Consider the following 13,478-nt stretch of genomic DNA (forward strand, 5'->3'; position numbering starts at 1 on the left):
TTTTTCAGAAGTCAGCCATGTGACAGCGCTCTAACCTGCGCTCGCCTCCCGGCCCAAGAGCCGCGGAGCAGGGGTGGCACGGCTTGCCGTGACCAGCACGATCCAGGCGGAGAGCAGCATGAAAAAAACAATAACCGGCGCCGCAGGCTTCAAGCCGCACGCGCTGGCGCTGGCTACCAGCATGGCCCTTGGCGGGGCATCTTCGGCTCAGGCAGTGAGCTTCAACGTGGGGGAAATCGAGGGTCGCTTCGACTCGACCCTGTCCATCGGCGCGAGCTGGGCGATGGACAGCCCGGACAAGAAATTCATCGGCACCCGCAACGGCGGCACGGCCTCCAGCCAGACCTCCGATGACGGCCGGCTGAACTTCAAGCGCGGCGAGACCTTCTCCAAGATCTTCAAGGGCCTGCACGACCTGGAGCTGAAGTACGGCGACAGTGGCCTGTTCCTGCGTGGCAAGTACTGGTACGACTTCGAACTGAAGGACGAACACCGCCCGCTCTATGACATCGACGACAGCGGCCGCGATACCGCCGCCCAGTCCTCCGGCGCCGAGCTGCTCGACGCCTTCCTCTACCACAACTACGAACTGCAGGACCGGCCGGGTACCGTGCGCGTGGGCCGCCAGGTGGTGAGCTGGGGCGAGAGCACCTTCATCCAGAACGGCATCAACTCGATCAATCCGGCGGACGTCGCCGCGCTGCGTCGCCCCGGTTCCGAGGTGAAGGAAGCACTGATCCCGGTGAGCATGCTGTATTTCAACCAGGGGCTCACCGACACCCTGTCCATGGAGGCCTTCTACCAGCTGGAGTGGGAGAAGACCGTGCCGGACAACTGCGGCACCTTCTTCGGCAGCGACGTGGCCGCCAAGGGCTGCGACATCAACATGGCGGTTAACGGCAGCGACTTCGACCGTGACATAGACGGCACCGGTATCAAGGGTGGCTATGGCTACGTACCGCGTGGCAAGGACCACGACGCCCGCGACGGCGGCCAGTTCGGCGTGGCGCTGCGCTGGATGTACAACGACACCGAGTTCTCCGCCTATGCGATGAACTACCACAGCCGCACGCCGACCAGTAACTGGGTGGTGGGCAAGGGCGCGCTGGCCGACCCGGTCGGCGGGCTGATCGGGCAGGGCGGCGTGAGCACCGCGCGCTGGTACCTGGACTACCCCGAGGACATCCGCCTCTATGGCCTGGGCTTCAACACGACCTGGGGCAGCACCGCGGTGCAGGGCGAGATCAGCTACCGGCCGAACATGCCGCTGGGCATCAACTCCAGCGACGTCTCCGGCGCCGCCACCCTCGGCTCGGCGGCGACCAGCCCGCTGGTCAACGGTGGCCTGCCGATCTTCTCCAGCGGCTGGGCCGACTCGGCCTACGGCTCGCTGATCCAGGGTTACGAGCGCAAGCCGTTCACCCAGGCGCAGATGACCTTCACCAACACCTTCGACCAGATCGAACTGATCGGCGCCGAGCGCCTGACCCTGGTGGGCGAGATCGGCTTCAGCCACATCGCCGACCTGGGCTCTACCGACGGCTCCGACCTGCGCTTCGGCCGCAGCAGCGTGTACGGCAATGGCGAGCTGGCCAGCGCCGGCACCTCGGCGCTGCTGGGGCTGTCGGGCAACGCGATCTGCCAGAAGGTGGTGAACACCGCCAACCCCGGCCAGTGCGATGACAAGGGCTTCTACACCCAGAACTCCTGGGGTTACCGCGTGCGCGCGGGCCTGGAATACAACGACCTGCTCGGTGGCGTTTCGCTGCGCCCGAACCTGGCGTTCTCCCACGACGTGCAGGGCTACGGCCCGACCTTCAACGAGGGCGACAAGTCGGTCAGCGTCGGCGTCGACGCCGAATACCTGAGCCGCTACACCGCCAGCATCAGTTACACCGACTACTTCGGCGGTGATTACAACGTCAACACCGACCGCGATTTCCTCGCCGTCAGCATGGGCGTCAGCTTCTGATGCCCGCCAGCCCCCTGAGGTAAAAGCATGAACAACAAACAATGGTTGCAGGCCGGCTGCCTGACGCTGAGCCTGCTCGCCGGGCAGGTCATGGCCGCGGTCGGCGCCGACCAGGCCGCGCGCCTGGGCAATGAACTCACCCCGATTGGCGCCGAGAAGGCGGGCAACGCCGACGGCAGCATCCCGGCCTGGACCGGTGGCCTGGCGCTGAACGCCGGCAAGGCCGATGCCGGCGGCTTCCTCGCCGACCCCTATGCCGCGGACAAGCCGCTGTTCACCATCACTGCGCAGAACGCCAGCCAGTACCAGGACAAGCTCACGCCGGGGCAGCTGGCGATGTTCCAGCGCTTCCCCGAGACCTACCGCATTCCGGTCTACCCCAGCCACCGTAGTGCGAGCTACCCGCAGGCGGTGATCGACGCGGCGAAGAAGAACGCCACGGCGACTTCGCTGGCCGAGGGCGGCAACGGGCTGACCCATTTCAGCATGACCATTCCGTTCCCCATCCCGCAGAACGGACTGGAAGTGATCTGGAACCACGTCACCCGTTACCGGGGCAACGCGATGCTGCGCACCACCGCGCAGATGAACCCGCAGACCAACGGCGCCTACACCATCAGCTACATGAAGGAGCAGTTCGCCTTCCCATTCGGGCTCAAGGACTACGACCCGGCGAAGATGGACAATATCCTCTACTACTTCCGCCAGGAAATTCTCTCGCCGCCGCGTCGCGCAGGCAGCGTGATGCTGGTGCTGGAGACTATCGACCAGGTCAAGGAACCGCGCATGGCGTGGATGTACAACGCCGGCCAGCGCCGCGTGCGCCGTGCCCCGCAGGTAGGCTACGACAGCCCCGGCGCGGAAGGCATGCGGACCTACGACGACTTCGACATGTTCAACGGCGCACCGGACCGCTACGACTGGAAGCTGGTGGGCAAGAAAGAGCTGTACATCCCCTACAACAGCTTCGCGCTCGACTCGCCTGGGCTGAAGTACGACGACATCGTCAAGCCCGGCCACCTGAACCCGGACCACACCCGCTACGAGCTGCACCGCGTGTGGCACGTGGTGGCGACCCTGAAGCCGGGCCAGCGGCATATCTACAGCAAGCGTGACCTGTACATCGACGAGGACAGCTGGCAGATCGCCGAGGCTGACGCCTACGACGGCCGTGGCAGCCTCTGGCGGGTGTCCGAGGGCCATGCGCGGCCGTTCTACGACCAGCAGTTCACCTGGCTGACGGCGGAGACCCACTATGACGTGCTGTCCGGCCGCTACACGGTGTCCGGCCTGCGCAATGAGGAGAAGAGCAGCTACGACTTCGCGGTGAAGGCCAGCAGCAACGACTTCACCCCCAACGCCTTGCGCGCCACCGGCATCCGCTGACGGCGGACCCGACTCGCGCTCACCGGCGCTCCGATGTGTTTATCAGCGGCCTTCGGGCCGCTTTTTTTGTGGGTCGCGCGCCCACCTGCAGGAGCGGGCCATGCCCGCGAACCCGTCCGCAAGCTCAGGGGCAACAGGCGTGACTCGTCGTAGGGTGGGTGGAGCGCAGCGATACCCATGCTGGCAATGCACGAAACTCCCATAAATGCCCACCGCCTGAATCAGCCGGCAAAAACACCCCCGCGACCCACCAGTCCACCCGCGTTTACCAACCGTTACTCACGCCGGCCTCGATTTTGCTTTATGTTCCGACCTGTTACCGATCCCCGAGCCGACGACCACTCCATGAAGTTGCATCAACTCCGCGCCATCGTCGCCATCTGCGAAAGCGGCAGCATCCAGGAAGCTTCGCGCCTGCTGCACATCTCCCAGCCCGCCCTGTCCAAGAGCATCAAGGAGCTGGAGGCCGAGCTGGGCGTGCCGCTGCTGGTACGCTCCAACCGTGGCATTACCGCTACCGAATACGGCGAGCGCCTGGTGCGCCGCGCCCGCCTGGTGGTGGAGGAAGTGCGCCGCGCGCGGGACGAGATCGAGACACTGAAGGGTGCCATGGATGGCCGCGTGGCCATTGGAGTGTCACCGGTGACGCCCAGTCAGCAGTTCGCCGCCAGCCTGCTGCGTTACCGCAAGCGCTACCCCAAGGTGCAGCTGCAGATCAACGAACTACGCCCGGCCAAGCTGCTCGAAGGCCTGCGCGAAGGCCAGCTGGACCTGGTGCTGACCTCGCAGCCGTCATCGCGCAACGTCGACGGCTTCCACTGGCAGGAACTCTATGCCCAGCCCACCACGCTGGCAGTGCGCAAGGGCCACCCGCTGCGCAACGCGCGGTCGCTGCACGAATTGCTCGACGAGGAGTGGCTGGTTCCCGACTCGCTGGACGTTTCCCTCGCCGGGCAGATGTTCGAGCAGTACCAGGTGCGCCACCCCGAGCGCGTCATCGAGTGCGCCTCGGTGGTGCTCTACGCGGAACTGGCGGCCAACACCGACGCGGTGAGTTTCTGGTCGCGGCGGGTGTTCGACCTGCCGATCATTGCCGGCACCCTGGAGGCGCTGGACATCGCCGAGACTGTGCCGGGAACCGACATCTCGCTGGTCTGCCGCCCGCCGGAACTGATGACCCGCGAGGCGCAGACCCTGGTGGACGAACTGGTCTACGCCTTCAAGGGGCCGCACCTGCGCAAGGCCGACGGCAAGGCCGATTGAAAGCAGGCGTCGATAACCAGCCTTGATAAGCATGCGCGAAGGTCATTATTCAGCGCCTCGCGCGTGGGGCATCCTGCCGGCCACATCAGAACAATGAGCAGGATGCGGCATGAGTCAGCACCCCCTTACCCAGCACGAGACAGTCGAAAGACTATTCGCTTCCCAGGAAGCCTTCGCCCGGATTCGCCGGGACCTTCACCAGCATCCCGAGCTGGGCTTCGAGGAGGCGCGCACTGCCGCCATCGTTGCCGGCTACCTGCGCGAATGGGGCTATGAAGTCCATGAGGGCGTGGGTGGCACCGGCGTGGTCGGTGTGCTGCGACAGGGCAGCAGTGCGCGCAGCATCGGCATTCGTGCCGACATGGATGCATTGCCTATCGACGAAGCCAGCGGCGTACCTTACGCCAGCCAGCACGCCGGCCGCATGCACGCCTGCGGACACGATGGCCACACTGCCATCCTGCTCTGCGCCGCCCGCGACCTGGCCGAGCAGCGCCACTTCGACGGCACCCTCAACCTGATCTTCCAACCCGCCGAGGAAACCCTGGGTGGCGCCGTGGCAATGATGGACGACGGCCTGTTCGAGCGTTTCCCCTGCGACGCGGTGTACGCGCTGCACAACGCGCCGGGCCTGCCGGTGGGCTGCTTCCTCACCCGCGAGGGCGCGCTGACGGCATCCTCGGACCGCGTATCGATCCGTCTGACCGGCGTCGGCGGCCATGGCGCCATGCCGCACCTGACCAAAGACCCGATTGTCGCCGCCGCCGAACTGGTGCTGGCGCTGCAAAGCATTGTGGCGCGTAACGTGCCGTCCACCGAAGTGGCCGTAGTGACCGTGGGCATGCTCAAGGCAGGGGAGGCGGCGAACGTGATTCCCGACCATGCCGACCTGCGCCTGAGCGTGCGCGCCACCAAGCCGGAAGTGCGTGAATTGCTCAAGCGACGCATCGGCGAGATCAGCCGTGGCGTCGCCGCCGTGCACGGCATGGAACTGCACTACGAGTACGAGGAGCTGGTGCCGGTGCTGGTCAATACGCCAGAAGAAACCCGCCTCGCGCGCCAGGTGCTGACCGAACTGGTCGGCCCGCAGCGCCTGCTGTCCGAGATCCCTTCGGGCTTCCTCGGCAGCGAGGATTTCGCCTGGATGCTGGAGCGCCGCCCCGGTTGCTACATCGCCCTGGGCAACGGCAACAGCGGCCCCAGCGGCTGCATGGTCCACAACCCCGGCTATGACTTCAACGACGGCGCCATTCCCTTCGGCGCGGCGCTCTGGGTGCGGCTGGTGGAGACTTCTCTGTCGAGAGAGGAGCAGGCATGAAACAGCGCACCGTAGTCCTCATCCTGCTGATGCTGGTGATGGTCATCAGCGTGCTGGACAAGACCATCTTCGCCTTCGCCGGCGCGCAGATCATCGACGAACTAAAGCTCTCGCCAACCGAGTTCGGCTTCATCGGCAGCGCGTTCTTCTTCCTCTATTCGATCTCCGGCGTGCTGGTGGGCTTCCTCGCCAACCGCTTCCCGACACGCTGGATTCTCGCCGGCATGTCGGTGGTCTGGATGGCCTCGCAACTGCTGGTGGCGCTGTCCAGCGGCTTCGCCGCGCTGGTCGCCGGGCGCCTGCTGCTGGGCGCCGGCACCGGGCCGGGCACGGCGGTTACCCAGCACGCCTGCTTCAAGTGGTTCGGCCCGAAGGAGCGTGTGCTGCCCTCGGCGCTGATCCAGGTGTCGATCATGCTCGGCGCGGTACTTGGCGCGCTGAGCCTGCCGCTGGCGATCCAGCACTTCGGCTGGCGCACCGCGTACTTCCTGCTGGCGCTGCTCGGGCTGGTCTGGCTGGTCGTCTGGCTGATCTTCGGCCGTGAAGGCCAGCAGACCGAGGAAGAGGGGCCGGGGTCGTCACTGCGCCTGCCGTACAGCCGCCTGCTGCTCAACCGCAGTTTCATCTGGATCACCCTGATGGGCTTCCTCAGCTACCTGCCCACTGCGCTGGTGTACAGCTGGGTGCCGGTGTACCTGCAGAAGGGCCAGGGCATGACGCCCATGCAGTCGGGCTACACGGTGATGGTGGTGACGGTCGGGGTGATCCTTGCCAACCTGCTGCTCTCCACGCTCTCCCAGCGGGCGATGAAGCGCGGAGCCTCGGTGCAGCGCGCCATGGTGCTGCCGCCGATGGCCTTCGCAGCGGTCGCCGGTGTTGCTTTCTGCGCGCTGACCCTGCTGCACGGCGATCGGGTGGCGATCCTGGTGCTCTACGCCCTGGGCGCGATCCTGGTGAACGTCCTGCCGACCTTCTGCAACACCCTGGTCGCCTACATCGCCCCGAGTGCCCAGCGTGGCTCGATGCTGGCCATTCACATTGGCGGCATGACCAGCGCCGGCATGCTCGCGCCCTGGATCGTCGGCCAACTGGTCGAGTTGCGCGGCGGTGACATCGCCCATGGCTTCGAGACGGCGCTCGGCCTGTTCGGCGTGCTCACCGTGGTCGGTGCCATCCTCGGCTGCCGGATCATCGCCCCCGAGCGCACCCGCCAGTCCTTGCAGGGCGAGCACAGCGAAGCGCCGCTGCCCGGTGCGGTCGGCCACGCCTGATACTCCCCGAAGGGCCCGCCCAGCGGGCCCTGCAACATCCAATCATCCGGAGCGGTGATGAACCCGTCTGCCTGTTTTTCCCAGAGCTACGCCGAAGCGCGTGGCAAGTTTCTCGCCGCGTGCCTGTCCGCCGGCCTGGTCGTCGAATCCCACCGCCACCCGCTGGCCGGCCGCGATGGCGAGCCGCTCGCGCTGGACGTGGCGCGCAGTGGTCCGCGCGATGCGCAGAACCTGCTGATCATCAGCAGCGGCTGCCATGGGGTGGAAGGTTTCTGCGGCTCGGCGGTGCAGATTGCGCTGCTCAATGATCCCGACTGGCTGGAGCAATGTGCCAAGGCCGATTGCGCAGTGCTTTACCTGCACGCGGCCAACCCCTACGGTTTTTCCTGGTGGCGGCGCTGGACCCACGAGAACGTCGACCTCAACCGCAACTTCATCGACTTCTCCCAGCCGCGCCAGCGCAACCAGGCCTACGCAGCGCTCGACCCGATCCTGATCCCGCGGCGCTGGCCGTCCTTCGCCAGCCACCTGCGCCTGCTGCGCTACGCCATGCGCCACGGCCGCAAGCAACTGCAGGCAGCCATATCCAGCGGCCAGGACAGCCATCCCAACGGCCTGTTCTACATCGGCGCCAAACCGACCTGGAGCAACCAGGCCGTGCGCCAGGTGCTGCGCCAGCACGCCCGGGACTGCGCACGACTGGGCTGGATCGACGTGCACACCGGCCTTGGGCCCAAAGGCCACGGCGAGCGCATCTATGTGGGCGGGAACGATCCGCAGACGCTGGCGCGCACGCGCCGCTGGTGGAGCGATGAGGTGACTTCGGCGCACGAAGGGGGATCGGTGTCGGTGCAGCTGCAGGGGCAGATGATCCTCAGCGCTGCGAGCGAGTGTCCGCAGGCCGAGCTGACCGCCATCGCCCTGGAGTTCGGCACGCTGCCGGGGCTCAAGGTGCTCAAGGCGCTGCGCGCGGACCAGTGGCTGGCCAACAACCCCGGCGTACCGGCGGAGAAAGCCCTGCGCATCCATCGCCAGCTGCGTGATGCCTTCTACGTGGACGAGGACGGTTGGAAGCGCCAGGTGCTGGAGCAGGCCGGCGAAGCGGCACGGCAAGCCCTCGCCGGTCTGGGCGAAGCTCAGGCGGCGCCGGTTCGCGCGTCCAGGTAACAGATCGTCGTGCGCCGCGACCCATTGGGGCGGCGCTGCGGGTCGGCGAAGGTTTCCAGCTCGTCGAAGCCGGCCTTGCGCATCATCCCGGCGGAGCCGGGGTTCTCCTCGTGGCGCTCGATGTAGATGTCGGGCAGGCCACGGGCGAGCAGATCGGCAATGGCCGCGCGCAGCAGGCGCGTACCCAGGCCGCGCCCGGCTTCGCCGCGATGCACCGTGGCCTCGGCGATATAGGCGTGACGCGGGCGCCCTTCGTGCTGGAAGCGGCCGAACGCAGCGCTTTCATGGAAGGTCACCAGGCCGCGCAGCTCATCGCCATCCACTGCGACCAGCGCCCAGACCGTCCCCGCGGCGATGCCCTGGAAGTGCTCGCGAACCGGACCTTCGGGCAGGAAGTTCCAGTCGTTGGGGCCGTGCTCGAAGATCAGGTCCAGCATGGCCGGAACGTCATCGGCGGTGGCGGGGCGAATCTGCAGGTCGGCCATGGTGCTTTCCTTGAAGTCGGGACGAACGACTCTAGCCACGGTCGATGCCCGGTTGCAGGCACAGTGGCGCAGGAAAACTGTACGGGTGGGTGCGGATCAGCGGCCGGGCAGCATCGGCGTCAGGTGCAGGATGTTCAGCAGGTGCGGAACGCGCAGCGGGTAGCAGGCCTGCAGGCGCACGCGCGCCTCGGAGAGGGTCATCTGACGGGAAAACGAGCGCAGCACGGTCTTGCCCAGGCAGTGACCGTCCTGAAAATGCACGAGGAATTCATTCATGGCGAAGCGACAACGAGGAAACACGCACGAGGTGGCGCACAGGGCGCGAATAATAGCGACTTCGACGCGTTCATCGTTGCCATAAATCATCCTTTGCAGGAACTGTCCGACGGAACGCTCGTTCCGCCACCGGCCGAACCGACGGCCGGCAGCGTCGGAAAAGGCCTATAGCCCAGAAGCATGCTCGTAAGAGTAGTCCAGGCGCAGCACGTTGTAGTCCAGCCGCATGCCAAAGGCGTGCATGAAGAAGGCTTCCAGCTGCAGCTCCAGCGAGCGCGAGGTCAGCGTCGCCAGGCGCGCACCCTGGCGACGCGTGCGGCGGTTCACCGCTGTGAACTCCTCATGGACTATGCCCTGGGCGGCCGGGTCGGCGATCAGTCGGTAGCAACTGTCCGGAAGGTCATCGCGCTGGGTAGCGCTAAGGCTGAGTTCGGGGTGGCCGTCAGCGTTGGTGATCAGTTCCACGCTACAGCGCAGGCCTCGGTCGCGGGCGAAGCGCGAGGCCTCTTCGAAGGCCGGCAGGGCCTTCTGCAGGACCTGGATCTCGAAGGCGAGGAGGAATTGCTCGTCGAATTCGACGTCCTGGGTGTTCCGGGCTGCCTGGTTCAACATCGCCGGCATCTCCTGTGTCGATGAAACGAGAAAACTTTCGTAAGCGAGTCGGGATCGCCAAAGTTTCGTCATCGCGGCATTGCAGGACACAACGCACACACAGTCGGCCAGCAATGCCATTTGCCTGAACGAAAGGCCATCTCACTGAAGCGGCGGACGACTGTCAATGAGCATTCCTGCATAACGGCGCCCCCCTGCAATAGCCAAGCATGCACACGCCTGGGGCGCGGCCTGTTGTTGCCACGGCCGGCAGGATCGAAGGCAGGTGTAAAGCTGTCGTTACGGATGGCGCCCGCCCGCCGAGACTTCGGACGGGCGGGCATGTCCGCTCAGAAGGCGAAGTCCTCCATCGCCAGGGCAGCGTCGCCACCCTCGACAATGGCCTGCGCCAGACCCGGCGCGCGGGTGAGGAAATGCCCGGCATAGAACTGCGCAGTACGCAGCTTGGCCCGGTAGAACGCGGCGTCGCCGCTGTTGCCGGCCAGGCGCTCGCGGGCCACCTGGGCGGAGCGCGCCAACTGCCAGCCGCCGGTGACGATACCGAACAGTTCCAGCAGCGGCACCGAACCCAGCGCCACCTGGCGCACCTGCTCATCGTAGTGGTTCACCACGTAGGTCACCGCGTCATCCAGGGCGTTGATCGCCGAGAACAGACGATGACGAATCGCGGCCAGTTGCGGGTCGTCGTCCGGTAGCGCCAGTTGCGCTTCACGCAGGCGGGCGATCAGGGCGAAGGCGGCCGCGCCCTTGTCGCGGGCAATCTTGCGACCGATCAGGTCGAGCGCCTGGATGCCCGTGGTGCCCTCATAGATCGGCGTGATCCGAGCGTCGCGCAGGTGCTGGGCGGCACCGGTTTCCTCGATGAAGCCCATCCCGCCGTGGACCTGCACGCCGAGGGAGGCGATGTCCACCGCGCTTTCGGTGCACCAGCCCTTGATCACCGGGATCATCAGCTCGACGAAGGCTTGTCGTTCGCGGCGCACCGCATCGCTCGGGTGGCTGTGGGCCAGGTCCGTTGCCAGCGCCACTTCGCAGGCCAGCGCGCGCATGGCTTCCACCCGAGAGCGCATGGACATGAGCTGGCGGCGAACGTCCGGATGGCGAATGATCGCCGCCTTTTCCCGCCCCGGAACACCAATCTCGGTGCCCTGGATGCGCAGACGGGCATAGGCCACCGCGCGCTGGTAGGCGCGTTCGGCCAGGCCGATGCCTTCGATGCCGACGGAGAAGCGCGCCGCGTTCATCATGATGAACATGTACTCCAGGCCGCGGTTCTCTTCTCCCACCAGCCAGCCCGTGGCGCCGCCCTGGTCGCCGAAGGCCAGCACGGCGGTCGGGCTGCCGTGGATACCCAGCTTGTGCTCGATGGAGACGCAACGCAGGTCGTTGCGCTCGCCCAGGCTGCCGTCGGTGTTCAGTAGCACCTTGGGCACCACGAACAGCGAAATGCCTTTCACGCCATCCGGCGCGCCCGGCACGCGGGCCAGCACCAGGTGGACGATGTTGTCGGTGAGGTCGTGCTCGCCGTAGGTGATGAAAATCTTCTGCCCGAATACCCGGTAACTGCCGTCCGCCTGCGGCTCGGCGCGTGTACGCACGGCGGCGAGGTCTGACCCGGCCTGGGGCTCGGTCAGGTTCATGGTGCCAGTCCATTCGCCGCTCACCAGTTTCGGCAGCCAGGTCTGCTTCAGTTCATCCGAGCCACGCAGATCGATGGCCTCGATGGCGCCACGGGTCAGCATCGGGCACAGGCCGAAGGCGACGTTGGCGGCGTTCCACATTTCCTCCACCAGCGCCGAAACCAGTCGCGGCGCGCCCTGGCCACCGAAGTCGGGCGGGCAGGAGAGGGCGTTCCAGCCGTTTTCGGCGAATCGTCCGTAGGCCTCGCGCCAGCCCTCGGCCGTGCGCACATCGCCGTCCTTCCAGCGTGCTCCCTGGCGGTCGCCAACGACATTCAGCGGCGCCAGTTCGCCCTGGGCGAAGCGCGCGGCCTCGTTGAGGATGGCGTCCACCAGCTCGGCGTTCATCTCTTCCTGGCCGGGCAGTTGGTTCAGCCTGTCGAGCAGTTGCAGGTCACGCAGGACGAACTGCATGTCGCGCAGTGGGGCGATGTAGTCACTCATGTTGGAACTCCTGTGCAGCCAACGGCGCGGCCTGATTGTGCGAAGTGCGCCATTGAAGCGAGGCGGGCGCAGTGCCGCGCCCCTCTCTTCGAGTGGGCGCCACTTCAAACAGGGTCATGCAGTGGACCTGTCCTGGGCGCTGGAAGTTTTGGTATCGATGTGCGGAAGAGCGGGGAGGGTTGAAGCGAAAACGGGAAAAGGGCGCCCGTTGAGGGGCGCCCGATGGTGCTCAGCGGATGCCGGAGTTGCGCAGGGCGGCAGGGGTGAAGTCCGAAGCGGTGTACTTCATGTCGTAGCGGGTGCCTTGCTTGGCTTCGTTGATCAGGTTCATCGCCAGGTAGCGGCCGGCGATCAGGTCATAGAGCGTCTGCGCGGCGTACAGGGCGACGCCCTGCTGATAGTCGTTCGCCTGGTGGCCTTCGGCTACGCGCCAGAGCTGGCCGCGGCTGTCGTAGTGATCGACCTCGGCGAGCATCCAGGTGTCCTCGTCGAAGTACATGTGGCGCTTGGCATAGACGTGGCGGGCGCCGGGTTTCAGGGTGCCTTCCACTTCCCAGACTCGGTGCAGCTCGTAGCGGGTGTGCTCGGGGTTGATGTGGCCTGGGCGAACGATGTCGGCCAGCTTGAGTTTCGGCGACATCAGCTGGTAGCTGTTGTACGGAATGTAGATTTCCCTCTTGCCGATCAGCTTCCAGGTGTAGCGGTCCGGCGAGCCGTTGTAGAGGTCGGAGTTGTCAGCGGTGCGCATACCGTCGGCGGCGCTGCCCGGACCGTCGTAGGCCACTTCCGGAGCGCGGCGAACGCGACGCTGGCCGGCGTTGTAGGTCCAGGCCTGGCGGGGTTCCTTGATCTGGTCGATGGTCTCGTAAGCGAGGTTCACGGTGCCGGTGAGACGCGACGGGGCGATGATCTCCTGCTTGTAGTAGTAGAGGATGTTCGCGCTCTTGGCCGGTTCGACATCGCTCATGAACTGCGGGAAACCAGTGTTTTCCTTGAAACCTACGGCAGTGAAGTCGCCATTCACCTGCGGCACGACCTGGGCGCTGTAGCGTTCCAGGCTGGTACCGCGGTAGCGGCCCTCGTGGTTCCAGACGACTTCCACGCCGCTCTTGGGGATTGGGAAGGGCGTGTAGCGGGTCTCGAAGTGGGCCAGGGCGTTGCCATCGTTCGCCAGCTCCACCTGTGTTGCGCCCTTCTTGATGGCGTCGTAGACCGCCTGCGGCGCCGAGGCGCTGCGGTGAGTGGGATAGACCGGGATCTTGTAGCTGTCCGGGTAGCGCTTGAACAGCGCGAGCTGGCCGGGCGTCAGCTTGTCCTTGTACTGCTCGGCGTTCGCCGCAGTGATGATGAACAGAGGCTTGTCGCTGGCGAAGGGGTCGCCTAGGAAGCCGTTGTCCACCGGCGCGGCGCCGGGCTTCAGGCCGCCGGTCCAGGCGGGAATGCTGCCATCGGCGTTACCAGCTTTCTCTGCGCCGGTCGGGGTCAGTTTGGCGCCGCCGAGTTGTTCGGCCTCCTGAGGAGAAATGGCGGCCAGCGCGCCACTGGCCAGCAGGGACAGCGCCAGTGCGCCGCCGCCGAGGGTGAGGTGCTTCTTCATGGTGTGCG

The 13,478-nt window shown here is 66.0% G+C and carries 11 protein-coding genes; 6 read left to right on the forward strand and 5 right to left on the reverse strand.

From position 1 onward, the window contains the following. Positions 1–118: 118 nt before the first annotated feature. The 6 genes from IB256_RS07675 (at position 119) to IB256_RS07700 (ending at position 8,377) form a co-directional block, all read left to right on the forward strand. The gene (locus IB256_RS07675; protein ID WP_192294746.1) at positions 119–1,972 is read left to right on the forward strand and encodes a DUF1302 domain-containing protein; all 1,854 of its coding nucleotides are present in this window, start codon (positions 119–121) and stop codon (positions 1,970–1,972) included. Positions 1,973–1,999: 27 nt separating this feature from the next. Beyond that, positions 2,000–3,358, forward strand: a complete 1,359-nt coding sequence (locus IB256_RS07680; protein ID WP_192294745.1) for a DUF1329 domain-containing protein — start codon at positions 2,000–2,002, stop codon at positions 3,356–3,358. Between the two features lie 345 nt (positions 3,359–3,703). Continuing rightward, positions 3,704–4,621, forward strand: a complete 918-nt coding sequence (locus IB256_RS07685; protein WP_138216980.1) for a LysR family transcriptional regulator — start codon at positions 3,704–3,706, stop codon at positions 4,619–4,621. A 109-nt stretch (positions 4,622–4,730) separates the two neighbouring features. Continuing rightward, complete coding sequence (locus tag IB256_RS07690) at positions 4,731–5,939, forward strand: M20 aminoacylase family protein (protein WP_192401980.1); 1,209 nt, start codon at positions 4,731–4,733, stop codon at positions 5,937–5,939. Then, on the forward strand, positions 5,936–7,210 hold the full coding sequence (locus IB256_RS07695) for an MFS transporter (RefSeq protein WP_192294743.1): 1,275 nt from the start codon (positions 5,936–5,938) through the stop codon (positions 7,208–7,210). The genes IB256_RS07690 and IB256_RS07695 overlap by 4 nt, the downstream gene beginning before the upstream one ends. Positions 7,211–7,267: 57 nt before the next feature. Further along, positions 7,268–8,377 (forward strand): M14 family metallopeptidase, encoded by a 1,110-nt coding sequence (locus tag IB256_RS07700; RefSeq protein WP_192294742.1) that lies wholly within the window; start codon positions 7,268–7,270, stop codon positions 8,375–8,377. Here the strand turns inward: IB256_RS07700 and IB256_RS07705 are convergent. The 5 genes from IB256_RS07705 to IB256_RS07725 form a co-directional block, all read right to left on the reverse strand. Further along, positions 8,347–8,862 carry a GNAT family N-acetyltransferase gene (locus IB256_RS07705; protein WP_138216976.1) on the reverse strand — a complete coding sequence of 172 codons (516 nt, stop codon included), beginning with the start codon at positions 8,860–8,862 and terminating at the stop codon, positions 8,347–8,349. The two genes, IB256_RS07700 and IB256_RS07705, sit on opposite strands and share 31 nt — an antisense overlap. A gap of 96 nt (positions 8,863–8,958) precedes the next feature. Beyond that, positions 8,959–9,138, reverse strand: a complete 180-nt coding sequence (locus IB256_RS07710) for a hypothetical protein (protein ID WP_024762799.1) — start codon at positions 9,136–9,138, stop codon at positions 8,959–8,961. A 165-nt stretch (positions 9,139–9,303) separates the two neighbouring features. Next, a complete protein-coding gene (locus tag IB256_RS07715; RefSeq protein ID WP_081518247.1) occupies positions 9,304–9,750 on the reverse strand; it encodes a hypothetical protein in 447 nt (148 codons plus the stop codon). Positions 9,751–10,079: 329 nt separating this feature from the next. Beyond that, on the reverse strand, positions 10,080–11,873 hold the full coding sequence (locus IB256_RS07720) for an acyl-CoA dehydrogenase (protein WP_192401982.1): 1,794 nt from the start codon (positions 11,871–11,873) through the stop codon (positions 10,080–10,082). 229 nt (positions 11,874–12,102) lie between these two features. Then, positions 12,103–13,470 carry a DUF1329 domain-containing protein gene (locus tag IB256_RS07725; protein ID WP_192401984.1) on the reverse strand — a complete coding sequence of 456 codons (1,368 nt, stop codon included), beginning with the start codon at positions 13,468–13,470 and terminating at the stop codon, positions 12,103–12,105. Between the last annotated feature and the right edge of the window lie 8 nt (positions 13,471–13,478).

The organism is Pseudomonas sp. PDM17, from assembly GCF_014851985.1.
Lineage (GTDB): Bacteria > Pseudomonadota > Gammaproteobacteria > Pseudomonadales > Pseudomonadaceae > Pseudomonas.